The sequence below is a fragment of the Amycolatopsis sp. NPDC058340 genome (assembly GCF_042723975.1).
Classification (GTDB): domain Bacteria; phylum Actinomycetota; class Actinomycetes; order Mycobacteriales; family Pseudonocardiaceae; genus Amycolatopsis.
In genome coordinates, this window is sequence record NZ_JBHXIB010000049.1 from 1 (window position 1) to 25,889 (window position 25,889).

Consider the following 25,889-nt stretch of genomic DNA (forward strand, 5'->3'; position numbering starts at 1 on the left):
CACCACCAAAGCCGCACTCCGAGCACTCAAACGACACCTCACCAACACCATCTACCAAGCACTCAAAGCAGACTTGACATAGAAGCTTCTTTCGCAACCTTGAACGTTGCGAAAGTGGCTTTCGCGACATCCCTGGCTCCGGCGAGCATGGATCAGCCGACCGGGTGGCGTCGAAGGCCGAACTCGCGTGATTGAGGCCGTAACTCGCGTGATTGGAGCCGTAACTCGCGTGATTGGAGCCGGAACTGCGTGTTCCGGCCGGAGACACGCGAGTTCCGGCTCCGATCACGCGTTATCCGGCCGGGTGCAGCTGCCGTCCCGGGATCACCTGCTGTGGAGTGTTCGGGCTGGACCACAGCAGTTTCATCGACGCCTCCCCGCCGCGTTCGGTGTGTTCGAGCCGGATCGCGTACGACCGCCCGGCGACCAGGTCGAGTGTCGCTTTGTCGACAGTCGGGCCGTGTGGGGTGGTGTTGTCGATCAGGAGTTTCCCGTCGACCCACAGCCGCACGGTGTCGTCCGAGACCGTGGTGAACGTGTACTTCCCGGTGTCGCGCGCGGTGACCCGCCCGGTCCAGCGCGACGAGAAGGACTCCGCCGGGATCTTCGCGTCCGGTGAGCCGGTGAACTTCCAGTTGTGGTTCACGCCCGGCTCGACCCGGCGCACCGACGGGGTCCCGGTGAAGTCCGCGTTCGGCCAGTACTCCGCGGTCAGCCCGGTCCCGCGACCGGCGGGCGCCTGCGGCAAGGGATCGACACTCAGCTCGATGACGGTCGCGATGTCGTTCGTCCGGCCACCCGACGGCGTGAGCTTCACGCTTCCGGACGACTGCTCGACCCGCACGCGCTGACGGCTGCCGAGCACCCGCGCGTCACGCACCCGGAAAGACGCCAACGCGTCGAGCGTCAGCGAACCGCCCGACGCGGGCCAGTCGAACACCGACGCGTAAAGCTTGTCGCCACGACGGCTGACCACACCCCAGCCCGGTTCGGCGACCAGGCCCGGCGCGCCCGCCCCGTAGGCGGCGGCGGACTGACCGTTCGTCCGCAGCCACCGGCCCATCTGCTTCAGCCGGTCGATGGATTCCCGCGGCACGCGGCCGTTGCGATCGGGCCCGACGTTGAGCAGGAAGTTCCCGCTGCGCCCGGCGATCGAGAGCAGTTTCCTGGTCAGATCCGCCGAGGACTTCCAGTTGTGGTCCCAGTCGGTGTATCCCCAGCTGCCGTTGAGGGTCATGCACGATTCCCACAGCTGCCCGTCGACCGGCTTGTCCGGGATCTCCTGTTCGGGTGTCCCCGTGTCGCCGTCGACCACCCGCCGTTTGCCGACGCGGTTGTTGACCACAATGGACGGATCGAGGCTGCGGACGTAGGCCTCCAGCTCCTCCCCGTCCCGTTCGGTCCACGGGTTGTTGGGCCGGTCGGTGCTCCATTCGCCGTCGAACCACAGCACCGCCGGGTGGTAGTTGTCGACGAGTTCCTTGAGCTGGGCGTACATCCGCTCCTTGTACTTCGGGAACGTCGCGGGATCCGGGAAGTCCGGGTCGTGCCAATCCCAGATCGAGTAGTAGAAGCCGAGTTTGACGTCGCGCGCGGCCGTCGCGCGTTTCAGTTCGGCGAGGATGTCGCGGTTCTTGTCGAACGCCGAGTGGTCGCGGAGGTTGAACTTGTTGACCTTCGTCGGCCACATCGCGTAGCCCTCGTGGTGCTTCGACGTGATCACCACGTACTTCTGCCCGGCGTCCTTCGCCGACTGCGCGATGGCGTTCGCGTCGAAACCGGCGGGGTTGAACTTCGCGGCGATCCGCTCGTATTCGTCGCGCGGGATCTGGCAGTTCCGCTGGATCCATTCGGCGTCCTGGCAAACGCTTCCATCAGGGCGGGTGTACTTCCCCTGCAGCTGGGAGTACGCGCCGAAATGGATGAACTGGCCGAAGCGGTCTTCGCGCCACCAGCGCGTCCGGTCGGCGGTGAACGGGTCGTCGTAAGCGTGATCGGACGGGAGTGGCGCGGCTTCCGCGGCGGGCACGACGCCCAGTGCGGTGGTCGCGATGACGAGGGCCGCCAGGGCCCGGAGTGGCTTGCGGCGATTCATGCACTCCTCCTCGCTGAGGTGTGGACGTCGGGGACTTTAGGAAGCCAGAGATCGGATGTGAACCCCCGAAAGGTCCATCGATGAGCTAGTTCACCCGGAAAGACGGCAGAAAGGTCGGATCTCTGCCCCGCTGATCGGGACTGTAAGCGCGACATAAGCAACATCGCTTACCGCCCCGGAATCGCCGTCTCCGTAGAAATCGGTGCGCCAAGACGACCGAAGGAGCAGCGATGCGGAAACGACCCATGGCGGTACTGATCGCCGGAGCGGTCTTCGCGCTGGTGGCCGGTTGCGGCGGTGGCGGGGACGGCGGCGACAAGGTCGCCTCGATCTCGTCGCCGCCGGCTCCCGGCGCCGCCGGAGACGGGAAGCAGGCCGACAACGTGTCCGACGAGGACAAGATGCGCAATTTCGCGAAGTGCATGCGCGAGCACGGGATCGACATGCCGGATCCCCAGACCAACGGCGACGGGAAGGGGATGATCTCGATCGAGGCCGGCGAGGGCAGGCCCGACGAGAACAAGATGAAGGCCGCCAGCGACGCGTGCCGCAAGCTGCTGCCGAACGGCGGCGAGATCAAACCGCCCACGCCGGAAGAGCTCGACAAGATGCGCAAGGAAGCCAAGTGCATGCGCGAGCACGGCATCGACTTCCCCGATCCCGATCCCAGCGGCAAGGGCGCCGCCATGACGATGGACGCGGGCGACCCCAAGAAGTTCGAAGAAGCGGCGAAGGCCTGCGGTCTCGGCATGAGCATGAGGGCGGCCCCGGCGAAATGAGCGAACACGAAGGACCCGGCGGCGCACGGCGTTCGCGCCGGGCACGCTGGTTCGTCATCGCGGCGGTGCTCGTCGTCGTGGTCGGGACGATGTCCGTGGTCGTGCTGACCAGGGTCACCTCCGAGGCCCAGCAGGTCGGGCAAGCGCCACCGCCGGTCGAGACCGCGAAGGTCGAGAAGACCGACCTGCAGGAGGAAGAGGAAGCGAACGGGAAACTGGGCTACGGCGGGGAAAGCTCCATCGCGGGCCGGAAACAGGGCACCATCACGTCCCTTCCGGACGCGGGTGCCGTGCTCACCCGCGGCAAGGCCGTGTACGGGGTCGACGCCAAACCGGTCCCGCTGTTCTACGGCACGCTGCCGTTCTTCCGCGACCTCGCCGACGGGGCCACGGACGGCCCGGACGTCAAACAGCTGGAAGAAAACCTGAAGGCGCTCGGTTTCGGCGGTTTCGGCACGCCCGACAAGAAGTTCACCTCCGCCACCGCCGCCGCGATCAAGAAATGGCAGAAATCGCTGGGCCTGGAGCAGACCGGCGCGTTCGGCCAGGGCGACGTCGTCCTCGCGCCCGGTGAGATCAGGGTTTCGCAGCTCGCCGCGCAACTCGGCGGCCCCGGCGGCGGCGAACTGCTGAAGTACACCGGCACCGAACGTCTCGTCGAGGTCGAACTCGACGCCGCCAAACAGGCCATCGCCAAGGCGGGGGACAAGGTCGGCGTCGACATCACCGGCGGCAAGACCACGACCGGCGTGATCACCGACGTCGGCAAGGTCGCGGAGAACGGCAAGGACGGCGCCGGACAGGACGACGGCAAGCCGAAGATCAAGGTGAAGATCAAACTGGACGATCCGGCCGCGGCGGGATCGCTCGATTCGACACCGGTGTCCGTGCGGTTCACCAAGGAAGTCCACAGTGGAGTGCTGGCGGTCCCGGTCGGGGCGCTGCTCGCGCTCGCCGAGGGCGGATACGCCGTCGAGGTCGACGAAGGCGGCAAGCGGCGCCTCATCGCGGTGAAGACCGGACTGTTCTCCGGCGGACGCGTCGAGGTCACCGGCACCGGCCTCGCCGCCGGGATGCGGGTGGTGACGACGTCATGACCCCGGTGCTGGCCGTGCGCAACGCCTCGCGCACCTACCCCGGCGGCGTACGCGCCCTGCACGAAGTGACCCTGTCCATTGAGGACAGGGAGATGGTCGCCATCCTGGGGCCGTCCGGTTCCGGCAAGTCGACGCTGCTGCAGCTGATGGGCACGCTCGACCGGCCGACCAGCGGTGTCATCGAACTGCGCGGGCACGACGTGGCGAAACTGCCCGATCGCAAGCTTTCGGCGTTGCGCTCGCGCTGGATCGGGTTCGTGTTCCAGCAGTTCTTCCTCAGCGAGGGGGTGAGCGCGGTCGACAACGTCGCGACGGGCCTGCTGTACGCGGGGGTGCCTCGGCGGAAACGGCGCGAGCGGGCGCTGGCCGCGCTCGACCGTGTCGGGCTCGCGCATCGGGCCGAGCATTTCCCGAACGAGCTCTCCGGCGGGGAACGGCAGCGCGTGGCGATCGCGCGGGCGGTGGTCAACTCGCCGTCGATCCTGCTGGCCGACGAGCCGACCGGGAACCTCGACACGGGCAACGGCGCGGCGATCCTCAACCTGCTCGCCACGTTGAGCTCGCAGGGGACGACGGTCGTGATCATCACGCACGACCGGGAGATCGCGGCGGGCATCCCGCGGCGCATCGAGCTGCGGGACGGCCGGATCCGGCTCGACACCGGGACGGGGGTGCTGGTGTGAGCGCGCCCGTCCTCGAAAAGACACCGGATCCGGCCCGGCTCGGCCCGCGTGACGTGCTGAACCTCGGCGCGCACGGGATGCGGACGCGGCCGATGCGGGCGGTGCTGTCCGCGCTCGGCATCGGGATCGGGATCGCCGCGATGGTGGCGGTGCTCGCGATCCCGGCGTCGGGCGCGAAGGCGTTGCAAGACCAGCTGGCCGCCCTCGGCACCAACCTGCTCACGGCGGGGCCGGGCAAGACGATGTTCGGCGGCGACGCGACCCTGCCGGACAGCGCGGTGCCGATGGCGAAGCGGATCGCGCCGGTGACGGCGGCGTCCGCGACCGGCACCACCAGCGCGACGGTGCGGCGCACGGACAAGATCGACAAGGACGAGACGTCCGGCCTCGGGGTCTACGCGGCGACGCCGGACCTTCTCGACGTCATCGGCGGCGCGGTCCGCGACGGGCAGTTCCTCCGGGACGCCACTCGCGGCTATCCGGTCGTCGTACTGGGTTCGGTCGCGGCCGCGCGGCTCGGGATCGACCACATCGACCCGGCCAAACCGCCGCAGGTGTACATCGACGGGAAATGGTTCACCGTTGGCGGGATCCTCGGGCCGACGCCGCTGGCGCCCGAGATCGAACGCTCGGTGCTGGTCGGCTGGGACGCGGCCAAGCGGCTCCTCGATTTCAAGGGCCACCCCACGACGGTGTACGTGCGGGCGAAGGATTCGCAGGTCGAGAACGTGCGTTCGGTGCTCGCGCAGACGATGAACCCGGAGGCGCCGAACGAGGTCGAGGTCCGTCGTCCCTCGGAGGCGCTTGAGGCGCAGAAGCTGACGGAGAACACCTACAGCGCGCTGTTCCTCGGGCTCGGCGGGGTGGCGTTGCTGGTCGGCGGGGTCGGGGTGGCCAACACGATGGTGATCTCGGTGCTGGAACGGCGCCGTGAGATCGGCCTCCGCCGGGCGCTCGGCGCGACGAAACGGCAGGTGAGAGGCCAGTTCCTGGCCGAGTCGGTACTGCTGTCCGGGCTCGGCGGGATCGCCGGGGTCCTGGTCGGGGTGCTGGTGACGTCCGGGTACGCGCTCAGCCAGGGCTGGCCGGCGGTGCTGCCCGTCGGCGCGCTGCTCGGCGGGGTCGGGATCTCGGCACTGGTCGGTGCCGTCGCCGGTGCCTATCCGGCGATGCGCGCGGCGCGCCTGCCCCCGACCCAGGCCCTCGCCTAGCTCGCGGGGGCTGAAGGGAGCTTTCCCCGCATGTCACGCGGTGAAAGCTCCCTTCACCGCGTGACATGCGGTGATGGTCCCCTTCAGCCCCGGGACGCGGTGGGTAATCTCGCCGGGTGCTGGTGGGATTGTCGGGGCGGAAACTCGCGGGGGCGTTGATCGCGCTCGAAGCCGTCGTGGTCGGCGTGCTGTTCACGCTCAAGGTGTTCGACGGCCAGGACCTCGAGGTCTACATCGGTGGTGCGCGGCTGCTCGTCGACTCCGGCGACCCGTACGGCGCGTGGGTGCAGACGCACGGCGGCTGGCTGCCCTTCACCTACACGCCGTTCGCGGCCGCGGTCTTCCTGCCCGGCACGCTGCTGTCCGCCGCGCTGGCCACGAGACTGGTCGGGCTCGCGTCGATCATCGCGGGCGGGATCGTCGTCTACCTCTTCGTCGCGACGCTCAACGGCTCGCTCACCGACCGCGCGAACGTCCGCGGCCGCGCCATCGCCGTCCTGGCGGCGATCGGGGCACAGGCCGTCGGCGGGATCATGGAGCCGGTCCGTTCGACGCTCGGCTTCGGCCAGGTGAACACCCTGCTGATGCTGATCGTCGTCCTCGACGCCCTGCTGCCGGGCCGCGCCCGCACGAAGGGCCTGCTGATCGGGGTCGCCGCGGCGATCAAGCTGACCCCGGCGTTCTTCATCCTGTTCTTCTTGTTCCGCAAGGACTTCCGCTCCGCGGCCCGGGTGGTGGCCGGTTTCCTCGGCGCGGGCGCGCTGATGTTCCTGACCGCGCCGTCCGCGTCCGCGAAGTTCTGGACGGACATCCTCTTCGACACCGGCCGGATCGGCGATCGCGCCTACGTCGGCAACCAGTCGCTGCGCGGGATGCTCGCGCGGTTCGGGTTCGGCTCGGCGGAAGACGTCGTCTGGGTGCTGGCCTCGATCGCCGTGGTCGCGCTGACCGCGTTCGTGATCGTGCGCGTCGCGGAGCCGGTGTTCGCGCTGACCGCGTGTGCCGTCGGCGGGCTGCTGGTCTCGCCGGTGTCGTGGACGCATCACTGGATCTGGTGCGTGCCGATCCTCGTGCTGCTGATCTGGTCGCGCTCGGTCGTTTCGTACGCGCTCGCGGCCGTGACGGTCGCGCTGTTCGTGATCGCGCCGATGTGGCTCGCGCCGCGGCCCGCCGGGAGTTTCGGCTGGTGGCTGGCGACTGAGTCCTACGTGCTGTACGGCCTTGCGCTCCTGCTCTATTCCGCCCTGGTAGCGCGTGAAGGCCCCCTTCCCTCGGCTCAGCCGAGGGAAGGGGGCCTTCACGCGTGAAAAGAGTCCTCAGCCCAGGCGCTCGACGACGTACTCGATGCTCTGGGTCAGCTTCGTGATGTCGTCCGGGTCGATGGCCGGGAACAGGCCGACGCGCAGCTGGTTGCGGCCCAGCTTCCGGTACGGCTCGGTGTCGACGATCCCGTTGGCGCGCAGCACCTTCGCCACCGCGGCGGCGTCCACCTCGTCGGCGAAGTCGATGGTGCCGACGACCTGCGAACGCAGCGACGGGTCGCTGACGAACGGCGTCGTGTAGCTGGTCTTCTCGGCCCACTCGTACAGCCGGGTCGACGAGTCGCGGGTCCGCGAGGTCGTCCACTCCAGACCGCCGTTCGAGTTCATCCACTCGATCTGGTCGGCCAGCAGGAACAGCGTCGACACCGCCGGGGTGTTGTACGTCTGGTCCTTGCGCGAGTTGTCGAGTGCCGTGGTCAGCGACAGGAACTCGGGGATCCAGCGGTCGCTCGCGCCGATCTCGCCGATGCGCTCGACCGCGGCGGGCGAGGCCAGCGCGATCCAGAGGCCACCGTCGGAGGCGAAGGACTTCTGGGGCGCGAAGTAGTAGACGTCGAAGTCCTCGGCCTTGACCGGCAGGCCGCCCGCGCCGGAGGTGGCGTCGATGGCGACGAGGGCGCCTTCGCTGCCTTCGGGACGGCGCACCGGCACCGCGACACCGGTCGAGGTCTCGTTGTGCGCCCAGCCGACCAGGTCGGCGCCGGACTCGTAGGCGATCTCGGGCGCGCTGCCCGGATCGGCCTTGACGACGATCGGGTCGGCGAGGAACGGGGCGCCCTTGGTCACCGTGGCGAACTTCGAGGAGAACTCGCCGTAGGTGAAGTGCTGCGCACGTTCCCGCACGAGCCCGAACGCGGCGGCGTCCCAGAATGCGGTCGTCCCGCCGTTGCCGAGGACCACTTCGTAGCCTTCGGGCAGGGAGAACAATTCGGACAGACCCGCACGCACGCGGCCGACGAGGGACTTCACCGGCTTCTGACGGTGCGAGGTGCCGAGGTAGGTGGCACCGGATTTCGCCAGGTTGGCGAGCTGCTCGTCACGGACCTTGGACGGTCCGCAGCCGAAGCGGCCATCGGCAGGCTTCAGGTCCGCGGGGAGGGTCAACTCAGGTGCGTCGGTCATGTGCCCAGTCTCTCAGGTCGGGATGACCCTGCTGAAAGTCGGTGTCGCCTGTCCGGTATGTGGGATCGGAGAACTCGCTCCCGCGGGTGCCACTCGTGCGGGTAGCTTCTCGCGTCATGGCGACAGTGCACGAGCGATTCTCCCTGCCCCCTGAAGCGTTGTGGCAGGCCCTTCCGAACGGGGTCGCGGCGGTCAAGGGGAAGAACCCTTTCTACGACGCGGCCGCGGGCTACGTCACCTTCTCCACCAGCATGGGCCTCTTCAGCTACGGGCAGACGGTCACCGTGAAGGTGGAGCGGACGACGGAGGGCTCCGGGCTGGCGATCCAGACGAGCTTGAAGTTCGGTTTCGTCGACTGGGGCGAGGGCAAGCGCATCGCGCGCAAGTTCATCGCGGCGGTCGGGCAGCCCCAGCCGGCCTGATGCCCGAACCGTGGAGACCCAGATGGGGTTTCCTGTTCCTGTACGTCCTTGTCGTCGTCGTTCATGTGGTCTTCGCGGAGTGGGACGAGACGGCGGCGATCGGCGCACCGCTGGGTTTCGTGGCGACGCTTGTGCTCGTGTTCGTTCCCGGCTTGCCGCGCTGGGTGCACGGAGACGGGCCGGACGAGATCTCTTCGCCGAAGACCCGTCAGTGGTGGGCGGCGTTGCGGTTCACGATCCGGCGTCGTAAAGGCGTCCTCGACGTCGTGTTCGGCCCCTGGACGCTGGCCACCGCGACCCTGGATCCGGCCGCCGTCACCGCGCGCGGGTGGGCCGTCCTCGACGGCCGCCCGGCGAAGTTCGTCATCGGGCACTGCCCGGACGAACTCGCCGAGTCGCTACGCGGGCGGCGCCGCATGTGGGTCGTCGGCGACGCCGAGTGGAGCGACGTCCTCGTATGCGCCGACGGCGGCCGCGAGTTCACGACCGCCGCCGTCCGCTTCCGCTAGCGCCAGCCCTCGGGATCGACGCCGCCCGGGATGGGCGCGGCCGGGTCGAACGGGGTCCGCGAGAAGATGAACGTCGCGAGGTCGAGGTGGTTCGGCTTGCCCGCCGAATCCCGGCCGACACGCAGCGTTTCGCCCGCGTAGTAGGCGTCGAGACCGACCCAGGTGTCGTCGCCCACCGGAGCGAACCGCGACGCGCGGCCAGGGCCGTCGGTCGGCGCGAGGGAGAACAGGCCGCCCGGGAGCAGCCGCAGGTGGTACGGCGTCGGGCCCCAGTGCCACAGCCCGGTCAGTTCGAGCAACTTCGGGTCCACAGTGGACGGTTGCCATTCCGCGGGCATGGACGGCTCATGCTGTTCCGTCAGGTTCATCAGATCGAGGCACAGCTGCGTGATGCCGACACCCGCGGTCGAGTTCGTCAGCACCAGCGCGCCGATACCGGCGTTCGCGTCGACCAGCGAGCAGGCGAGGAAGCCCGGCATCGATCCGGTGTGCCCGGCCAGCCGCCTGCCCTCCGTGCGGACCAGCATGACGCCGAGGCCGAATCCGGTGGTCCAGGTGTCGCCGTCGTCCACGGTGACCATTTCGCGCATCTCCGCGACGGTCTGCTCGCTCAGCACGCCGCCGGTGTGCCCGCCGAGGAACGCCGTCCAGCGGGCGAGGTCGGTGGCCGTCGACCACAGCTGCCCGGCGGGTGCCATCGCGCCCGCGTCCGGCGACGGCTCCGGCATGAGGAGATCGGCGAAGGGATGCACGGCGAACCCGTCCGCGTGCGCGCCTTCCGGATGCGGCGAGGTCCGGTTCATCCCGAGCGGGCCGAGGATCTCGGCGCGGACGACGTCGAGCCAGGACTGTCCGCGGTGCCGGGCGACCAGCTCGCCGAGCACCCCGTAGCCGACGTTGCTGTAGTGGAACCTGCTGCCCGGCCGCAGCCGCGTCGCGCCGTCCTTGAGGCTCTCGACGAGCGCGTCCCAGTCGGCGCCCACGGTGCGCTCCCACCAGGAACCGGGCGATTCCGCGGTCAGGCCCGAGGTGTGCGAAAGCAGCTGCGCGATGGTGGCCGAACCGAACGCGGTGCCGGGAAGGTGCTGCTCCAGTGGGTCGTTGAGGTCGAGCTTGCCCTCGTCGCGCAGCCGCATCACGGCCGTCGCGACGAGTGTCTTGGTGATCGAGCCGAGCCGGTACTGCGTGTCGGCGCCCGGTGTCTCGCCACCGACGCGCCCGCGCCCTCCTGACCAGGCGAGTTCCCCGTCGCGGACGACGGCGGCGACGATGGACGGGGCGCGGCACGAGGATTGCTCGTGCGCGAGGCGGCGAAGCAGCGCCAATTCGGTCGAGGCAAGCATGGGACGCATTCTGCCTACCCGAGCAGGCCCAGTCGCATAGCGGTGGTCACAGCGGCCGTGCGGTCCGAAACGTCCAGTTTCCCGAATACGCGCAGCAGATGGGTTTTGACCGTCGCCTCGCTGATATGGAGCGTGCGGCCGATGTCGGCGTTCGTGCTTCCCTGCGCCACCAGCCGCAGCACCTCGATCTCGCGTGCCGACAAGGGCGACGGCGCCGGGTTGCGCACCCGGTTCACCAGCTTCCCCGCGACCGAAGGCGCCAAGACCGTCTCGCCGCGCGATGCGGCACGAATCGCACCGGCCAGCTCCGCACGCGAAGCGTCCTTCAGCAGGTAGCCGGAGGCCCCCGCTTCGACCGCGCGCAGGATGTCCGCGTCCGTCTCGTAGGTGGTGAGCACGACGACCCGTTGACCCGGCCGGTCGGCGAGGATCTTCCGCGTCGCGCCGACGCCGTCGAGCCCGGGCATCCGCAGGTCCATCAGGATCACGTCCGGCTGCTTGACGCGGCTCAGCGCGACGGCCTCGTCACCGGAGCCCGCTTCCCCGATGACGGACAGGTCCGGCTCGGCCTCCAGCATGCCGCGCAGGCCTTCCCGCACCACGGGGTGATCGTCGACCAGCATGATCGTGATCACGCGGGCACCTCCAGTTCCAGTGTCGTCCCCGCACCGGGTTCGCTCTTCAGCGTCACGATGCCACCGACCTGGCCGGTGCGCGTGCGCATCCCCGCCAGGCCGAAGCCGGCGGTGGGCGCGGCGGGGTCGAATCCGGTGCCGTCGTCGGTCACCGTGAGCCGGACCTGTCCATCCATAATGGACAATCGCAGGGCGGCCTCGGTGGCACGGGAGTGCTTGCGGATGTTGCTGAGCGCCTCCTGTGCGCCTCGCAGGAGGACGACCTCGGTGGCCATCGGGAGCGCGGGCAGCGGGCCGTCGACGTCGATCGACGTCTCGATCCCGGTCTCCTCGGTCAGCCGTTCCACCTGACGGCGCAACGCTTCCTCCAGTGAAGTGGCGGCGAGCGCCGACGGACCCTGAGCCGCGACGATCGCCCGTGCCTCGGCCAGGTTCTCGCGCGCCGTCCGCGCCGCGAGCTCCAGATGACGGCGGGCCGCCGCCGGGTCGGTGTCCATTTCGGACTCGATGGCCTGGGTGAGCGCGACGATGCTGGTGAAGCCCTGCGCGAGCGTGTCGTGGATCTCGCGGGCCATACGCTCGCGTTCGGCGGCAGTTCCCGCCTCTCGTGAGAGCCGGGAGACCTCCGCCTGGCTGGCTTGCAGCTGTTCGATCAACGCGGCCCTGCTCTTGCTCTGGTCGATGATCTGGGTGGTGTAGCGGCCGGCGAGGAGGCTGAAGATGATCAGGATCGCCGTCATCGGCAGCAGGACCGGCTGCTCGTCGAGCCCGCCCCGGACGAGCAGGGACGCGGGGCTCGACAGCACCGCCGCCGTGGTGAGGATGGACGCGGCCTTCGTCGGCATCGTCATGTACAGCACCGGGCAGACCAGGAAGAGGATGAAGCTCGAATTGCCCGAGGCGAAAACGGCGCCGAGCGTGAAGAGCATCATCATCCCGGCGAACAGCCACGGCGTGTGCTCGTACTGGGGACCTTTGACGAGGCGGCGTCCATGGACCAGATAGGTCACGCCGAGCCCCGCCATGCACAGGAGCGCGACCGTTTTGCCCGTCGTCGCCCCGTCTTCGAGGATGACCAAGGCCGTCGTCGCGACGAAGGTGACCCCGAACAGGACTTCCCAGAGCCAGTAGAACCGCTCCCAGGCGTTCACTTGCCTTCGTTCGACCAGCGGAACGTCAGCTTCGCCAGCAGCAGCCCCGCGGCGCACCACGCCGTGAGCACCAGTGCCACCATCGGAAGTTCCCATGTCCCCGCCATCTCCTGTGTCGCGGCTTCGGCCGGCAGGAACACCGAGCGGAAGCCCTGGCAGATCCACTTCACCGGGAAGAACGAAGCGATGTCGACCATAACCTTCGGCAGCGTGGTGATCGGCGTGACGAACACCCCGGAGACGAACTGCAGCGCGATGTAGATCAGGTTGGTCACCGCGACCGCGCCGCTGACCGTCTTGGTGACGGAGCCGAGCGCGATACCCAGCAGCGTGCAACCGGTGACGCCGAGAAGGAAGACCCACAGCGCGGTCAGCAGTTTCGCCGGTTCGGCAGGCAGTTCCAGATCGAACAGCAGGCTGCCCACGATCGACATCAGCGCCACCTGGGCGATGCTGGTGAAACCGACCAGGATGATCTTGCCGACGAAGTACGACGCCGCGGGCATCGGCGTGCCGCGCAGCCGCTTCAGCGCGCCGAGCTCGCGATCGGACGCGAGGTTGATCCCGACGCTGTTGAACGACGTCGAGACGATGCCGGAGCCGATCATGCCCGCGGCCAGCACCTGCCCGGTGGTGATCGCCATGCCGGGCATCGAGGAGTTCAGCATCGAGCCGAGCAGGATCATCAGCAGGGACGGGAACGCGAAGGTGAAGATCACCTGCTCCCGGATGCGGAAGAACTGTTTGATCTCCGCGGCGCCGCGGACGAGACCGAGCGAGAAGGTGCCCGGGAGGGTCAGCGTGCTCATCGGGCTTCTCCGATCAGGTCGAGGTAGGTCTCTTCGAGGGTGGGGCGGTGGACGGTCAGCTCCGACGGCTCGCGGCCGTCGGCGGAAAGCTCGCGGATCAGCTTGGCCGGGAAGTGCGTGCGCTCCTGGTGGCCGCCGCGTTCGTCGGTCCAGCGGACGGTGGCCTCCGCGGTCGCCCTGCCGCCGAGCGTCTGCGGCGTCCCTTCGGCGGCGATCGCCCCGCGCGTGATGACCGCGACGCGATCGGCCAGCGCTTCGGCCTCGTCCAGATAGTGGGTGGTGAGCAGGATCGTGGTGCCCTCGCGGGCGAGACTCCTGATCAGCTCCCAGAACTGGCGCCGCGCCGCCGGATCGAACCCGGTCGTGGGCTCGTCGAGGAACACCAGCTCGGGCCGTCCGATGATCCCGAGCGCGACGTCCACGCGACGCCGTTGCCCGCCGGAAAGGTTTTTGACGCGGGCACCGGCCTTCTCGGCAAGGCCGACCTGCTCGATGACTTCTTCGGTGTCACGAGGATTCGGGTAATAGCGGGCGAAGTGCCGGACGGTCTCGGCGACGGTGAGCTCGGCGGCGTCGTTGGCCGTCTGCAACACGATCCCCAGCCGCGCCCGCCAGGCCCGGCCCGCCGTGCCGGGATCCTCGCCGAGGACGTCGACCTCGCCCTCGGTTCGTTCGCGATGCCCCTCCAGGATCTCGACCGTCGTCGTCTTGCCGGCCCCGTTGGGGCCGAGCAGCGCGAACACCTCGCCCTCCTCGACGTCGAGGTCGATCCCCCCGACGGCTGTGTGGCCCGGGTACTCCTTGCGCAGGCCGCGCACTCTCACTGCCGTTTTCATACGTCGATCGTGCTGTGCGGGGCCCGGGTCGCGGGACGTCCGCAGGACTGAACCCGGCTGTCAACCGATCGATGGACACCGCCCTCCCGCACTTAGTCCTCTGAATGCGGTCCTTGCACGCGCAACTACCGCATTCAGAGGACTAAATGCAGGTCTTCCACAGGCGCGGAGCGTTGTGGACAACTCGCGTGAAGATGATCTTGAACGCAGGGTCGGCCGCGTAGCGGATGTCATCGTTCGACCATGCCCAGTGATCGTTACGCGACGACTACCGAGTTCTTCGGCCCCTTCTTGGGCAGCCGCGTCGTCAGCGAAGGAGACTTGACCCGCGCCCAGCTCCGGTCGGGGCTGTACAACCGGCTCTTCCAGGACGTCTATGCCCCGATACGGATCCCTCTGACCCACGAGCTGCGGTGCAAGGCCGCGATCCTCGTCGTACCCGACGGCGCGGTGCTGACCGGGTGTTCGGCCGCGACGGTCCGTGGCTTCCCGTTCTCACTCGAGAACGACCCGGTCGAGTTCGTGGTGCCCGAGGTGAGGGGTTTTCACAGCCTGCGGGGAACGCACCTCCGCCGGACCAGGCTGCTCGGCCGGGACTTCGTGCCATGGCGGGAGGGTCTCATCGCGACGCCTTTGCGCATGACGATGGACATCTTGACCGATACTCGACTTCGCCGTTCCTTCCCGCGTGTCGTCGGCCTGCTGGACACATTGCTCCGTGCCGGCTTCATTGACGGCGAGGCACTCAAGGTGTACCTGGAACACCGGCACGACAACGGGATCGTCCGAGCTCGTCAGGCATTGGCCTTCTCGGATGAGCGCGCGGAGTCCATTCCGGAGTCGGAGGTCAGAGTGTGGTTGAGACTCCACGACATCGAAGCTGAGCCGCAGGTCGAGGTCTATCGCGGCTCCCGGTTCCTCGGCCGCCTCGATCTCGCGATCCGTGAGGCCAAGGTTGCTGTCGAGTACGACGGGGCTTGGCATCTCGAAGGCGAGCAACCCCACTTGGACGCGCGCCGACGAGCGATGATCGAGGCTGAGGGTTGGGAGTTCGTCATCATCACCAAGGAAGAGCTCTATGTCGACCCGCGGGCGATGGTGCGCCGGGTGCGGGAAGCCGTCACCTCCCGCATTTAGTCCTCTGAATGCGGTCCTTGCACGCGCAACTACCGCATTCAGAGGACTAAATGCGGGGAGTCAGGAGGGTGCGCAGGGAGGTTTCGAGGGACGGCAGGAGGGCGGCCGGATCGGCGGCGGTCAGCATCCGGTTCGCGAAGCCGTCCGACAGGGCGAGGACGGCATCGGCCAGGTCGGAGGCCGCGAGGTCGTCACGCACGTGGCCCGCCTCCTGGGCCTTCTCGATGTACCGCGTCGTGATCTCCGCGAGTTCGTCGTAGCCGGTGCGGATGAACTCGGCCCACGACGGCCGGACGGCGGCGCGGGCGGTGAAGGCGTTGATGACGATCACCTCGGCGCGGCGCTGCTCGTCGAGCGGCATCGCCTCGACCAGCAGGCGCAGCAGCAGATCCAGCAGGTTCCCGCTCTGGTCGAGGGTGTTCCACCGCTGCTCCAGGAACTCGCTCGTCATGTCCAGCGCGAACCGGAACAGGTCTTCCTTGGTGGAGAAGTACTTCTGCACCGCGCCCGCGGACACCCCGGCTTCGACGGCGACCGAGCGCACGCTGACGGCCTCGACGCCTTCGCGCGCGACGATGCGCAGGAGCGCGCCGGCGATCTCCCGGCGGCGTTCGGCGCGGTCCACGATCTTCGGCACGAGGGCATTCTTCCTCTCCTGGGGGCCGCCTTGCCTGCCCAGCCCGTTTTAGAATACGGTCGTATCCGAACAGGGGGTACTGGGGTGGACGAAGTAGTACAGAAGCGACGAGCGGAGGAGAACCAGCTCGCCGCCGCGTTGACCAAAGGTCCGGCGGAGGTTCTCGACTTCCTCCTGCCGTTGTGGGTGGGGAGCCAGCTGGGCGCGTCGGCCGCCGAGGTCGGGGCGCTGACCGCGTTGGAGACGTTGGTGTCGTTCGTGGTCCGGCCGATCGCCGGTTCGCTCGCGGACCGGTTCGACCGGGGCCGGATCGCGGCCATCGGCGCCGTCCTCTATGGACTGTCCTTTGTGGTCTACGCGGTGACGCCGGGGATCGGGGTCGCCTATCTGGCCGCGATTCTCGGCGGCGCGGGTGGCGCGCTGTTCTGGGTCGCGTTGCGCGCCAGGGTCGGGGAGGGGCTCGCGGCGGACGACGGCGCGTTCAGCAAGCTGTTCGCGGCAGAGGGCGGCGGCACGTGGATCGCCTTCGTGGTCGCGCTGACCGCCATCGCCTGGATCGACTACCGGGGCGTGTTCTGGCTCGGCGCGGCGGCATGTGCGGTGGCCGCGGTGGTCCTGCTGAACGCGAAGTCCGCGCAGGTACGCGAGGAGGGCGCACCGCGGCTGCGGCAACTGGGCAAGCGGATGCGCCCGATGCTCGCGCTCGTCGCGTTGACCGCGATGGCCGAGGCCGGCGTCGCCCTCTTGCTCCTGATGCATCTGCAACGCGGGCATCAGCTCCAGCTCGGCGAGATCGCCGCCGTGTTCATCCCCGGCTTCATCGTCTACAGCCTGCTCCCGGACTATCTGCACGGGTTCGTCCGCAAGGTCGGACGGACGCGGGTGCTCGCGCTGGCGATGGTGGCGAGTGCGATCTTTGCCGCCGGGCTGTCCTTCGCGCCGAGCCCGCCGGTGCTCGCGGTCATGTGGGTCCTGTCCGCGGCGGCGTTCGCGGCGGCGATCCCGGTCGAGCAGGCGGTGGTCGCCGAGGCGGCCGGGCTGAGTCTCGGCCGGGCGATGGGGATCTACGAGAGCGCGACGCTACTCGGAGCGACGATCGGGACCTTCGTGGCGGGCCAGCTCTACGGTTCGGATGCCGGCTGGCGCGTCGCCTGCTTCGGTGCGGCGGGGCTCCTGCTCTTCGGATCGTTCGTGGTTCGTGGCGCCGTACGGCGTGTCGGAGTTGCGGAGTTTCCCGTGGAACCACGAAAAACGGTGTCACAAAAGGAAAAGCCGGTGCCCCGCACGATCGAGGACGGTCCGCAAGCGGCCGAATCGGTGATGGGGGAGGCGAACAAGCGCGCGAACCCGTTCCGGAACTGGGCGATCCACGTCGGGGTCTACGTCGTCGCGCAAGCGGCTCTGGCGGTCGCCGGATACAGCTGGCCCGTCGAAGCGTTGTTCGGCGGCTCTCACCCGGCCGGCTGGTACTGGAACTCCAGTGGTCACTGGCTGTTGAACATCGGCCGGATCTGGAGCTTCGTCCTGGTGATCGACACGGCGTGGACCGTCGGCCGCGCGGTGCTGAAAAAGCGGCCTTATTGACAAGTTGTCTAACATGACATCATGTCTCACAAGTGGGTGACGGCCAGCGACGGTGTCCGCCTTTCGGTCCGGGTGACCGGCGTCGACGACGCGCCCACGGTGGTGCTCGTCCACGGCTACCCGGACAACGGCTCCATGTGGGACGGCATCGCCGCCCTGCTCGAACGCCGCTATCGGGTGGTCGTCTACGACGTCCGCGGCGCGGGCCGCTCGGACAAGCCTTCGGGACGCGCGTCCTACAGGCTGGACCAGCTGTCCGAAGACCTCGCCGCGGTCGTCGACGAGGTTCAGCCCGAGGGCAAGGTCCACCTGCTCGCGCACGACTGGGGTTCGATCCAGACCTGGCATTCGGTCACCGGGGACAGGCTGCGCGGACGGCTCGCGTCGTTCACGTCGATCTCCGGGCCGAGCCTCGATCACGCGGGGGCGTGGTTCCGCGCGCAGGTGCGCCCGAATCCGAAACGCCTCAAGAACGCGCTCGTCCAGTGGGCGCATTCCACCTACATCCTCGGTTTCCAGATCCCGCTGATCCCGCAGGTGCTCTGGCGCACCGGCGCGATGGGCGCGCTGATCGGCCGGATGGATCCGGCCGCCGCCGCACCGTCCACTTCGGACGGCTTGTACGGCCTCAACCTGTACCGCGCCAACATGTTCACGCGCCTCTCCCGGCCGAAGCCGCGACCCGCCGAAATCCCGGTGCAGGTGCTCGCGCCCACCGGCGACAAGTTCGTCACCACGCCGCTGCAGACCGAGATCGAGCGCTGGGTGCCGGACCTCCGGATCCGCCGGATCGTCGGCACGCACTGGGTGGTCCGCGAGAAGCCGCAGGTGATCGCCGACGCCGCGGCCGAGCTGATCGACCACGTCGAAGGCGGCGAGGAGAGCCGCGCGCTCAAACAGGCCAGGACAAAGGGCTTCGCGCACAAGCTGGTCGTGATCACCGGCGCCGGCAGCGGGATCGGCCGCGCGACGGCGCTCGCGTTCGCGGACAGGGGCGCGGACGTCGTCATCACCGACATCAACGGATCCGCCGCCGCCGACACCGCGAAACTGCTGCGGGACAAGGGCGTGACCGTCGGCGAGTACACAGTGGACTCTTCCGACGCCGAGGCGGTCGAGAAGTTCGCCCAGCAGGTCAAGGAGGAGTTCGGTGTCCCGGACATCGTCGTCAACAACGCGGGGATCGGCCTGTCCGGCCCGTTCCTCGACACGACGGTCAAGGACTGGGAACGCCTCATCGACGTGAACCTGTGGGGCGTCATCCACGGCTGCCGCGTCTTCGCCGAGCAGATGCGTGAGCGCGCGGAAGGCGGCCAGATCGTCAACGTCGCATCGGCCGCCGCGTACCTGCCGTCGAAAATCCTTTCCGCCTACGCCACCACGAAATCCGCGGTGCTGACACTGAGCGTCTGCCTGCGGGCCGAACTGGCCGCCGAGAACATCGGCGTCACCGCGATCTGCCCCGGCATCGTGAACACCAACATCACCAGCACCACCCGGTTCGTCGGGGTCGACGAGATCGAGCAGAAGCGACGCCAGAAGTCGAGCAGCAAGCTGTACGCGAAACGCGGCTTCGGGCCCGAGAAGGTCGCGCGCGACATCCTGCGCGCCGTCGAGAAGGACAAGGCGATCCAGCCGTCGACGCCGGAGGCCAAGGCCGCGCTCGTCCTCTCCCGGCTCACCCCGGGACTGCTGCGGGCCGCGGCGAAACTGGACGTCACCCCGTGACCGGACGCCCTCGCCGGATGTCGCCGGAAGCGCGCCGCGAGGACCTGATCCGCTCCGCGCTGGATCTGTTCGGCTCGCGCGCGCCCGAACTCGTCACGGTCGACGACATCATCGCCCGCGCCGAGGTCTCCCGGCCGCTGTTCTACCGCTACTTCTCGAGCCTGCGGGAACTGCAGGTGGAGGCGCTGAAAACGGTCACCGAAGGGCTCATCGACGGCTTGGCCGGGCTTGAGGAAGGCCCGCCCGAAACCCGGCTGCGAGCCGCTGTCCGCGGGCTGATCGACGTCGCGGACCACTACCGGGCGGGTTATGTCGCGCTGCTGCGCAGCGGCTCGGTGATCGCGACGTCGGAGACGGACGCGGCGATCGACGAGGTCCGTAACCGCGCCGTCGAGCTGATCCTCGGCGCGCTCGAGGTGCCGGAGCCCTCGCCGATGCTGCTGCTGACGTTGCGCTGCTGGACCGCGGTGGTGGAGGGCGCCCTGCTGAGCTGGCTGCAGGAGCGCTCCGTGCCCCGCGAGGCGCTGGACGGGTGGCTGGTCGACCAGCTGACGGCCATGCTCGCGACGACCGAACGACACGAGCAGGCAGTGGGCCTCGTGAGTGGCAAGGACGGTTAGAACCGTCCTTGCCACTCACGAGACCGGACGCAGAGCGCGCGTCAGGACTGCTTGATCACCAGGTCCCAGCCTTCGACGTCTTCCGGCTTCCGCGGCTCCGGCCCGACGTACTTGGCCGACGGGCGCACGAGACGGCCGGTCTTCTTCTGCTCCAGGATGTGCGCGGCCCAGCCGGCGGTGCGCGCCGAGCTGAACATCGCGGGCATCATGTGCGGCGGGACCTGCGCGAAGTCCAGGATCACGGCCGCCCAGAACTCGACGTTGGTCTCGATCGGGTGGTCCGGACGCCGCTCGCGCAGCTCCTTCAGCGCCACCTGCTCCAGCTCCGCGGCCGCCTCGTAGCGCGACGCGCCGAGCTCCTGGCAGGTCCGGCGCAGCACGCGCGCCCGCGGGTCCTCCGCGCGGTACACGCGGTGCCCGAAGCCCATCATCCGTTCCTTGCGGTCCAGGATGCCCTTGACCAGGCCGACCGCGTCACCGGTCTTCTCGACCTCTTCGATCATCGGCAGCACCCGCGCCGGCGCGCCGCCGTGCAGCGGGCCGGACATCGCGCCGATCGCGCCCGACAGCGCCGCGGCGACGTCGGCGCCGGTCGAGGCGATGACCCGGGCGGTGAAGGTCGAGGCGTTGAGACCGTGCTCGGCGGCCGAGACCCAGTAGGCGTCGATGGCCTTGACGTGGGCCGGGTCCGGCTCGCCGCGCCAGCGGACCATGAAGCGTTCGGTGATCGACTTCGCCTCGTCGACCCGGGTCTGGGGGACGGCGGGCTGCCCGATGCCGCGAGCGGACTGCGCGACGTACGAAAGCGCCATCACCGAGGCGCGGGCCAGCTGGTCGCGCGCCTCGTCGTCGGTGATGTCCAGCAGCGGCCGGTAGCCCCAGATGGGGGCGAGCATGGCCAGCGCGGCCTGGACGTCGACCCGGACGTCGCCGGTGTGCACCGGCAGCGGGAACGGCTCGGCGGGCGGTAGCCCATGGCCGAAGCGGCTGTCGACGAGAAGACCCCAGACGTCACCGAAGGTCACCTTGCCGGCGAGATCCTCGATGTCGACACCGCGGTAACGCAGCGCGCCGCCGTCACGGTCGGGCTCGGCGATTTCGGTCTTGAAGGCGACCACGCCTTCAAGACCCGGTCGGAAACCGTCGTCGACCTGCTCGGACGGCTGATTGGTGCTGATCGTGGAGGTACTCACTGTGGTGAAACCTTTCGATGCGCATTCCCCGGCTTTGTGTTCATGCGTGGACGGGATACACGCAGCGAAGGCGCGCCTCATCGCACGGATGGACAAACTTTGCTCCACGTCGAGGCCTGGGGCAATCGAAAGATGTGGTGCTTTCGGTCACGATTACGAGAACGATTCAGTGAAAAGCGTCTTCGTACGCGAAGAGTTACGGCGACGTTCACTTTGCGTGTACCGGGCGCCGACGTAAATCCTGTGTTTCGAGAACCGGCGGCCGGCCGTTTCCGGTGATAGACCTTTCCCATGCACCTGAGCCCCCAGGAGCGGGACAAACTGCTCATCCACGTCGCGGCGGACGTAGCTCGCAAACGCCTGGAGCGCGGGGTCCTGCTCAACTACCCCGAGGCGGTCGCGCTGATCACCGACCACGTCCTTGAAGGCGCTCGCGACGGCCGGACGGTGAGTGAGCTCGTCGCGAGCGGGCGGTCGGTGCTCGGCCGGGCGCAGGTACTGGACGGCGTACCGGAGATGGTCGATTCCGTGCAGGTCGAAGCCACTTTCCCGGACGGCACGAAGCTCGTCACCGTGCACGACCCGATCGTCTAGGAAGGGCCGCGAGTGCGACCAGGAGAGATCATCACCGGCGACACGCCGGTCGAGCTGAACCCGGGCAGGCCGCGGATCCGGCTGCTCGTGCGGAACCTCGGCGACCGGCCCGTCCAGGTCGGTTCGCACTACCATTTCGCGGCCGTCAACCCAGGGCTCGAATTCGATCGTGAGGCCGCCCGCGGACATCGGCTCGACGTGCCCGCGGGAACGTCGGTGCGGTTCGAGCCGGGGGTCGAACGCGAAGTCGACCTCGTCCCGCTGGCCGGGAACCGCGCGGTGCCAGGGTTGCGGAAGGAGTCCTGATGCCGTCGATCGATCGCGAGCGGTACGCCGAACTGTTCGGCCCGACCACCGGCGACCGGATCCGCCTCGCCGACACCGATCTGATCGTCGAGGTCACCGAAGACCGCAGCATGGGGCCGTCGGGCAGTGGTGACGAGGTGCTGTTCGGCGGCGGCAAGGTGATCCGCGAATCCATGGGCCAGGGGATGGCGACGCGGGCCGAAGGCGCGCCCGATCTGATCATCACCGGCGCGGTGATCCTCGACCATTGGGGGATCGTCAAGGCCGACGTCGGGGTCCGCGACGGCCGGATCGTCGGCATCGGCAAGGCGGGCAACCCGGACACGATGGACGGTGTCGACCCCGCGCTGGTCGTCGGACCGTCCACGGAGGTGCTGTCCGGCAACGGGAAGATCCTCACCGCGGGCGGCATCGACTGCCACGTCCACTTCATCTGCCCGCAGCTCACCGACACCGCGCTGGCGTCCGGGCTCACCACGCTCGTCGGCGGCGGGACCGGCCCGGTGGAGGGCAGCAAGGCCACCACCGTCACACCGGGCGCGTGGAACCTCGGCCGGATGCTGCGGGCGATGGACGGCCAGCCGGTCAACGTCCTGTTGCTGGGCAAGGGGAACACCGTCCGGCACGAGGCGCTGCGCGAACAGCTCGCCGCCGGCGCGGGCGGGTTCAAACTGCACGAGGACTGGGGCAGCACCCCGGCCGCGATCGACGCCTGCCTGACCGTGGCGGACGAATCCGGTGTCCAGGTGGCGATCCACACCGACACGCTGAACGAAGCGGGCTTCCTGGAGTCCACTGTGGACGCCATCGGCGGCCGGTCGATCAACGCGTATCACACCGAAGGCGCGGGCGGCGGGCACGCGCCGGACATCATCCAGGTCGCCGGGCTGCCCAACATCCTGCCGTCGTCGACGAACCCGACGCGCCCGCACACCGCGAACACGCTCGACGAGCATCTCGACATGCTCGTCGTCTGCCACCACCTGAACCCGTCGGTGCCCGAGGATCTGGCGTTCGCCGAAAGCCGGATCCGGCCGACGACCATCGCCGCCGAGGACGTCCTGCACGACCTCGGCGCGATCTCGATGATGAGCTCGGACTCGCAGGCGATGGGCCGCATCGGCGAGGTGATCATCCGGACCTGGCAGACCGCGCACGTGATGAAACGGCGGCGTGGCGCGCTTCCCGGCGACGGCGCGGCCGACAACCTGCGGGCTCGCCGCTATGTCGCCAAATACACGATCAACCCCGCGATCGCGCACGGCATGGAGCGCGAGATCGGCTCGGTGGAGGTCGGGAAACTCGCGGATCTCGTGCTGTGGGAGCCGAAGTTCTTCGGCGTGCGGCCGCATGTGGTGCTCAAAGGCGGATTCCCGGCCTGGGCGGCGATGGGCGACGCGAACGCGTCCATCCCGACGCCGCAGCCGGTGCTCGCGCGGCCGATGTTCGGCGCGGCACCGGCGGTCGCCGCCGCGAGCAGCTTCCATTTCGTGGCGCCGGAAGCGCTGGAAAGTGGCGTGGCGGAACGGTTCGGCATCGCACGGAAGCTCGTGCCGGTCTCGAACACCCGCTCCCGGGGCAAGGCCGACATGGTGCTCAACGACGCGACGCCGGATATCCGGGTGGATCCGGACAGTTTCGCCGTGCACGTCGACGGCGAGCTGATCGAGCCGCGGCCGGTGACGGAACTGCCCATGGCGCAACGGTATTTCCTGTTCTGATGGACCTTTCCGCGCTCATCCTCGCCGACTCCCGGTTCCCCGGGGGCGGGCACGTCCATTCCGGCGGGCTCGAAGAGGCCGTCACCCGGAAGCTGATCACACACGAACGGGACCTTCCGCGGTTCCTTTCCGGGCGTTTGCGTACTGCGGGTGCGCTGGCCGCGGTGTTCGCCGCCGCGTCGGCGCACGCGGCCGCACGGAATGTCCAGAGTGGACACTGGCGCAGGCTGGACCTGGAACTGGACGCCAGGACGCCTTCGCTCGCGCAGCGGGAGGCGTCACGCGCGCAAGGTCGCGGGACGGCCAGGGCGGGAAAGGCGGCCTGGCCGTCGCCGGTGCTTTCCCAGCTGCTGAAGGAAACCCCGCGACCGCATCATCCGGTGATCGTCGGCGCACTGGTCGGGGTGCCCTTCGACGCCGCGATGGCGGTGGCGTATCTCGCGATCAGCGGACCCGCGAGCGCGGCCGTACGGCTGCTTGGTCTCGATCCGTTCGCCGTCAACGCCGTCGTGGCCCGGCTCGCGGACGAGGTCCGGGAGGTCTCCCGGCGGGCCGCCGAGGCCGCGGGCGACGATCCGGCCGATCTCCCGGCGCCGGGTTCACCGGCGCTCGATCTGTTCGCCGAGGCACACGCCCGGCATCACCAGGAAGAGGTGCGTCTCTTTGCCAGCTGAGCATGGTCACGGTCACGGACATGTGCACCCGGTCAACTTCGACCCGACCGCCGCGGAACCCGACCACTACGAGCAGGCGCCGACCGCGGGGCGCGCGTACCGGATCGGGATCGGCGGGCCGGTGGGCAGCGGGAAGACCGCGCTCACCGCGGCCCTGTGCCGGGCGCTCGGCGACGAGGTGAACCTCGCCGTCGTCACCAACGACATCTACACCACCGAGGACGCCGACTTCCTGCGCAAGGCCGGGGTGCTCGACCCGGAGCGGATCGAGGCCGTGCAGACCGGCGCGTGCCCGCACACCGCGATCCGCGACGACATCACCGCGAACCTCGACGCGGTCGAACGGCTGGAGGAGCGGTTCCCCGGGCTGGACCTGGTGATCATCGAAAGCGGCGGGGACAACCTCACCGCGGTGTTCAGCCGCGGGCTCGCCGACAGCCAGGTGTTCGTGGTCGACGTCGCCGGTGGAGACAAGGTGCCGCGCAAGGGCGGGCCGGGGGTCACGACGGCGGATCTGCTGGTGATCAACAAGATCGACATCGCGCATCTGGTCGGGGCGGACATGGACGTGATGACCTCGGACGCGCACCGGATGCGCGGCGAACTGCCGGTGATCACCCAGTCCCTTGTGGACACTCCGAACGCTCCGGCGGTGGCGGACTGGGTCCGCTCGCTGCTCCCGGTCCGCGCGGGGTGAAGGCGCACGCGCGGCTGACCGCCTGCTTCGAGGGCGGCCGGACCGTACTGCGCGAGCTGCGCTCGATGGCGCCGCTCACGCTGCTGCCCAAGCGGGGCACCGGTGCGACGGCGGTGGTGCACCTGGTCAACTCGGCGACCTCGCCTCTGGGCGGGGATGAGCTGAAGCTGACCATCCGCGTCGGCGCCGGGGCTTCGCTACGGCTTTCCGGGGTCGCGGCGACGATCGCGCTTCCCGGCCTGCACGGTGAGGGTAGTTCGTCCCTTGTGGACATCGTCGTGGACGATGGCGGGTCTTTGGCGTACTTGCCGGAGCCGACGGTGGTGACCGTCCGTGCTCGGCACTCCGCCGTGTTCCGGGCCGCCTTGGCTACTGACGCCTTCTTGCATACGCGGGAGGTGCTGGTGCTCGGCCGTGCCGGTGAACGGCCTGGCTCTTTGGTGACCGCGCAGCACGTGACTCGAGGTGACGTGCCTGTGTTGCGGCAGACGTTGGAGATCGGGGATTCCACTTTGGACGCCAGTCTCGCGCATCTGGCCGGGCGCCGGGTGCTGGCGACCGATCTGGTCGTCGGGGGCCCTTCGCTGCCCGAGGCTTCCGGTGAGTGGTGGTCGCGTACGTCTTTGGCCGCCGGTGGGACGCTCACGACTTCCTTGGCGCCGGATGCCGTGACCGCGCTCCGCGTGTTCGACACCGCCTGATGCCGGTCGGGACAGGACGACACGCGTGACCAGACGGACGACACGCGGCGAAATCCGGCCTCGGTCGTGTCGTCCCTTCAATCACGCGAGTCGTCCATCCGGTCACGCGTGTCGTCCGTTCAATCACGCGTGTCGTCTCTGTGGTGCCGCGATCGCTAGCGCTGCTAGTAAACCTAGCGATACTAAAGGTCCCTTGCTTCCCACTGGAGGGGCTGGTGGGGCTTATGTGGCGACGGGAAGCGTTGCGAAAGCCACTTTCGCAACCTTCAAGGTTGCGAAAGTG

General features: G+C 68.9%; 26 protein-coding genes. 17 read left to right on the forward strand and 9 right to left on the reverse strand.

Annotated elements, in window-relative coordinates; all coding sequences use genetic code 11:
- Positions 1–292: 292 nt before the first annotated feature.
- Complete coding sequence (locus ACFWIW_RS34140) at positions 293–2,095, reverse strand: alpha-L-fucosidase (RefSeq protein ID WP_378372249.1); 1,803 nt, start codon at positions 2,093–2,095, stop codon at positions 293–295.
- Positions 2,096–2,325: 230 nt separating this feature from the next.
- Here ACFWIW_RS34140 and ACFWIW_RS34145 point away from each other — a divergent pair, with 230 nt between their 5' ends.
- The 5 genes from ACFWIW_RS34145 (at position 2,326) to ACFWIW_RS34165 (ending at position 7,172) form a co-directional block, all read left to right on the forward strand.
- Positions 2,326–2,874, forward strand: a complete 549-nt coding sequence (locus ACFWIW_RS34145) for a hypothetical protein (protein ID WP_378372250.1) — start codon at positions 2,326–2,328, stop codon at positions 2,872–2,874.
- On the forward strand, positions 2,871–3,971 hold the full coding sequence (locus ACFWIW_RS34150; RefSeq protein WP_378372251.1) for a peptidoglycan-binding protein: 1,101 nt from the start codon (positions 2,871–2,873) through the stop codon (positions 3,969–3,971). Before ACFWIW_RS34145 ends, ACFWIW_RS34150 begins: the two co-directional genes overlap by 4 nt.
- On the forward strand, positions 3,968–4,654 hold the full coding sequence (locus tag ACFWIW_RS34155; RefSeq protein WP_378372252.1) for an ABC transporter ATP-binding protein: 687 nt from the start codon (positions 3,968–3,970) through the stop codon (positions 4,652–4,654). The genes ACFWIW_RS34150 and ACFWIW_RS34155 overlap by 4 nt, the downstream gene beginning before the upstream one ends.
- Positions 4,651–5,865, forward strand: a complete 1,215-nt coding sequence (locus ACFWIW_RS34160; RefSeq protein ID WP_378372253.1) for an ABC transporter permease — start codon at positions 4,651–4,653, stop codon at positions 5,863–5,865. Before ACFWIW_RS34155 ends, ACFWIW_RS34160 begins: the two co-directional genes overlap by 4 nt.
- A 116-nt stretch (positions 5,866–5,981) precedes the next feature.
- A complete protein-coding gene (locus tag ACFWIW_RS34165; protein ID WP_378372254.1) occupies positions 5,982–7,172 on the forward strand; it encodes a glycosyltransferase 87 family protein in 1,191 nt (396 codons plus the stop codon).
- A 9-nt stretch (positions 7,173–7,181) separates the two neighbouring features.
- On the opposite strand, the gene serC is transcribed toward ACFWIW_RS34165, so the two are convergent.
- Positions 7,182–8,309: a phosphoserine transaminase gene (gene serC, locus ACFWIW_RS34170; protein WP_360134119.1), complete on the reverse strand. Its 1,128-nt coding sequence runs from the start codon at positions 8,307–8,309 to the stop codon at positions 7,182–7,184.
- A gap of 116 nt (positions 8,310–8,425) precedes the next feature.
- On the opposite strand from serC, the gene ACFWIW_RS34175 reads away from it, so the two are divergent.
- The gene (locus tag ACFWIW_RS34175) at positions 8,426–8,731 is read left to right on the forward strand and encodes a hypothetical protein (RefSeq protein WP_378372255.1); all 306 of its coding nucleotides are present in this window, start codon (positions 8,426–8,428) and stop codon (positions 8,729–8,731) included.
- On the forward strand, positions 8,731–9,240 hold the full coding sequence (locus tag ACFWIW_RS34180; protein ID WP_378372256.1) for a hypothetical protein: 510 nt from the start codon (positions 8,731–8,733) through the stop codon (positions 9,238–9,240). The genes ACFWIW_RS34175 and ACFWIW_RS34180 overlap by 1 nt, the downstream gene beginning before the upstream one ends.
- Here ACFWIW_RS34180 and ACFWIW_RS34185 read toward each other — a convergent pair.
- From ACFWIW_RS34185 to ACFWIW_RS34205, 5 genes are read right to left on the reverse strand one after another with little or no spacing between them, the layout of a single operon-like run.
- On the reverse strand, positions 9,237–10,583 hold the full coding sequence (locus tag ACFWIW_RS34185; protein ID WP_378372257.1) for a serine hydrolase domain-containing protein: 1,347 nt from the start codon (positions 10,581–10,583) through the stop codon (positions 9,237–9,239). The genes ACFWIW_RS34180 and ACFWIW_RS34185 overlap by 4 nt on opposite strands.
- 14 nt (positions 10,584–10,597) lie before the next feature.
- Positions 10,598–11,218: a response regulator gene (locus ACFWIW_RS34190; protein ID WP_378372258.1), complete on the reverse strand. Its 621-nt coding sequence runs from the start codon at positions 11,216–11,218 to the stop codon at positions 10,598–10,600.
- Positions 11,215–12,369, reverse strand: coding sequence for a sensor histidine kinase (locus ACFWIW_RS34195; protein ID WP_378372259.1), 1,155 nt, complete (start codon positions 12,367–12,369; stop codon positions 11,215–11,217). Before ACFWIW_RS34195 ends, ACFWIW_RS34190 begins: the two co-directional genes overlap by 4 nt.
- The gene (locus ACFWIW_RS34200; protein WP_378372260.1) at positions 12,366–13,178 is read right to left on the reverse strand and encodes an ABC transporter permease; all 813 of its coding nucleotides are present in this window, start codon (positions 13,176–13,178) and stop codon (positions 12,366–12,368) included. The genes ACFWIW_RS34195 and ACFWIW_RS34200 overlap by 4 nt, the downstream gene beginning before the upstream one ends.
- Positions 13,175–14,014: an ABC transporter ATP-binding protein gene (locus ACFWIW_RS34205; protein WP_378372261.1), complete on the reverse strand. Its 840-nt coding sequence runs from the start codon at positions 14,012–14,014 to the stop codon at positions 13,175–13,177. Before ACFWIW_RS34205 ends, ACFWIW_RS34200 begins: the two co-directional genes overlap by 4 nt.
- A gap of 321 nt (positions 14,015–14,335) precedes the next feature.
- Between ACFWIW_RS34205 and ACFWIW_RS34210 the strand changes: the two genes are divergently transcribed.
- Positions 14,336–15,151: an endonuclease domain-containing protein gene (locus ACFWIW_RS34210; RefSeq protein ID WP_378372262.1), complete on the forward strand. Its 816-nt coding sequence runs from the start codon at positions 14,336–14,338 to the stop codon at positions 15,149–15,151.
- A gap of 46 nt (positions 15,152–15,197) precedes the next feature.
- Here ACFWIW_RS34210 and ACFWIW_RS34215 read toward each other — a convergent pair whose 3' ends face one another.
- The gene (locus ACFWIW_RS34215; RefSeq protein WP_378372263.1) at positions 15,198–15,788 is read right to left on the reverse strand and encodes a TetR/AcrR family transcriptional regulator; all 591 of its coding nucleotides are present in this window, start codon (positions 15,786–15,788) and stop codon (positions 15,198–15,200) included.
- 84 nt (positions 15,789–15,872) lie between these two features.
- Here ACFWIW_RS34215 and ACFWIW_RS34220 point away from each other — a divergent pair, with 84 nt between their 5' ends.
- The 3 genes from ACFWIW_RS34220 to ACFWIW_RS34230 are packed head-to-tail and all read left to right on the forward strand — an operon-like array spanning position 15,873 to position 19,720.
- A complete protein-coding gene (locus tag ACFWIW_RS34220; protein ID WP_378372264.1) occupies positions 15,873–17,372 on the forward strand; it encodes an MFS transporter in 1,500 nt (499 codons plus the stop codon).
- Between the two features lie 36 nt (positions 17,373–17,408).
- On the forward strand, positions 17,409–19,100 hold the full coding sequence (locus ACFWIW_RS34225) for an SDR family oxidoreductase (protein ID WP_378372294.1): 1,692 nt from the start codon (positions 17,409–17,411) through the stop codon (positions 19,098–19,100).
- 17 nt (positions 19,101–19,117) lie between these two features.
- Positions 19,118–19,720, forward strand: coding sequence for a TetR/AcrR family transcriptional regulator (locus ACFWIW_RS34230; protein ID WP_378372295.1), 603 nt, complete (start codon positions 19,118–19,120; stop codon positions 19,718–19,720).
- 41 nt (positions 19,721–19,761) lie between these two features.
- Here the strand turns inward: ACFWIW_RS34230 and ACFWIW_RS34235 are convergent, their stop codons facing one another.
- A complete protein-coding gene (locus ACFWIW_RS34235; RefSeq protein WP_378372265.1) occupies positions 19,762–20,913 on the reverse strand; it encodes a citrate synthase 2 in 1,152 nt (383 codons plus the stop codon).
- Between the two features lie 291 nt (positions 20,914–21,204).
- Here ACFWIW_RS34235 and ACFWIW_RS34240 point away from each other — a divergent pair, with 291 nt between their 5' ends.
- From ACFWIW_RS34240 to ACFWIW_RS34265, 6 genes are read left to right on the forward strand one after another with little or no spacing between them, the layout of a single operon-like run.
- The gene (locus ACFWIW_RS34240; protein ID WP_016337506.1) at positions 21,205–21,507 is read left to right on the forward strand and encodes an urease subunit gamma; all 303 of its coding nucleotides are present in this window, start codon (positions 21,205–21,207) and stop codon (positions 21,505–21,507) included.
- Positions 21,508–21,519: 12 nt separating this feature from the next.
- Positions 21,520–21,813: an urease subunit beta gene (locus ACFWIW_RS34245; RefSeq protein ID WP_378372266.1), complete on the forward strand. Its 294-nt coding sequence runs from the start codon at positions 21,520–21,522 to the stop codon at positions 21,811–21,813.
- The gene (locus tag ACFWIW_RS34250) at positions 21,813–23,534 is read left to right on the forward strand and encodes an urease subunit alpha (RefSeq protein ID WP_378372267.1); all 1,722 of its coding nucleotides are present in this window, start codon (positions 21,813–21,815) and stop codon (positions 23,532–23,534) included. The genes ACFWIW_RS34245 and ACFWIW_RS34250 overlap by 1 nt, the downstream gene beginning before the upstream one ends.
- A complete protein-coding gene (locus ACFWIW_RS34255; protein WP_378372268.1) occupies positions 23,534–24,208 on the forward strand; it encodes an urease accessory protein UreF in 675 nt (224 codons plus the stop codon). Before ACFWIW_RS34250 ends, ACFWIW_RS34255 begins: the two co-directional genes overlap by 1 nt.
- Positions 24,198–24,905, forward strand: a complete 708-nt coding sequence (gene ureG / locus ACFWIW_RS34260) for an urease accessory protein UreG (protein WP_037348019.1) — start codon at positions 24,198–24,200, stop codon at positions 24,903–24,905. Before ACFWIW_RS34255 ends, ureG begins: the two co-directional genes overlap by 11 nt.
- Entirely contained in the window at positions 24,902–25,606 is a 705-nt protein-coding gene (locus ACFWIW_RS34265; RefSeq protein ID WP_378372269.1) for an urease accessory protein UreD, read from the forward strand. Before ureG ends, ACFWIW_RS34265 begins: the two co-directional genes overlap by 4 nt.
- Positions 25,607–25,889 lie beyond the last annotated feature (283 nt).

Coding starts and splice junctions, on each gene's coding strand:
- ACFWIW_RS34200 (WP_378372260.1), bottom strand. CDS start 13,178: ATGAGCACGCTGACCCTCCCGGGCACCTTCTCGCTCGGTCTCGTCCGC.
- ACFWIW_RS34205 (WP_378372261.1), bottom strand. CDS start 14,014: ATGAAAACGGCAGTGAGAGTGCGCGGCCTGCGCAAGGAGTACCCGGGC.
- ACFWIW_RS34145 (WP_378372250.1), top strand. CDS start 2,326: ATGCGGAAACGACCCATGGCGGTACTGATCGCCGGAGCGGTCTTCGCG.
- ACFWIW_RS34155 (WP_378372252.1), top strand. CDS start 3,968: ATGACCCCGGTGCTGGCCGTGCGCAACGCCTCGCGCACCTACCCCGGC.
- ACFWIW_RS34255 (WP_378372268.1), top strand. CDS start 23,534: ATGGACCTTTCCGCGCTCATCCTCGCCGACTCCCGGTTCCCCGGGGGC.
- ACFWIW_RS34250 (WP_378372267.1), top strand. CDS start 21,813: ATGCCGTCGATCGATCGCGAGCGGTACGCCGAACTGTTCGGCCCGACC.
- ACFWIW_RS34140 (WP_378372249.1), bottom strand. CDS start 2,095: ATGAATCGCCGCAAGCCACTCCGGGCCCTGGCGGCCCTCGTCATCGCG.
- ACFWIW_RS34150 (WP_378372251.1), top strand. CDS start 2,871: ATGAGCGAACACGAAGGACCCGGCGGCGCACGGCGTTCGCGCCGGGCA.
- serC (WP_360134119.1), bottom strand. CDS start 8,309: ATGACCGACGCACCTGAGTTGACCCTCCCCGCGGACCTGAAGCCTGCC.
- ACFWIW_RS34180 (WP_378372256.1), top strand. CDS start 8,731: ATGCCCGAACCGTGGAGACCCAGATGGGGTTTCCTGTTCCTGTACGTC.
- ACFWIW_RS34175 (WP_378372255.1), top strand. CDS start 8,426: ATGGCGACAGTGCACGAGCGATTCTCCCTGCCCCCTGAAGCGTTGTGG.
- ACFWIW_RS34240 (WP_016337506.1), top strand. CDS start 21,205: ATGCACCTGAGCCCCCAGGAGCGGGACAAACTGCTCATCCACGTCGCG.
- ACFWIW_RS34230 (WP_378372295.1), top strand. CDS start 19,118: ATGTCGCCGGAAGCGCGCCGCGAGGACCTGATCCGCTCCGCGCTGGAT.
- ACFWIW_RS34185 (WP_378372257.1), bottom strand. CDS start 10,583: ATGCTTGCCTCGACCGAATTGGCGCTGCTTCGCCGCCTCGCGCACGAG.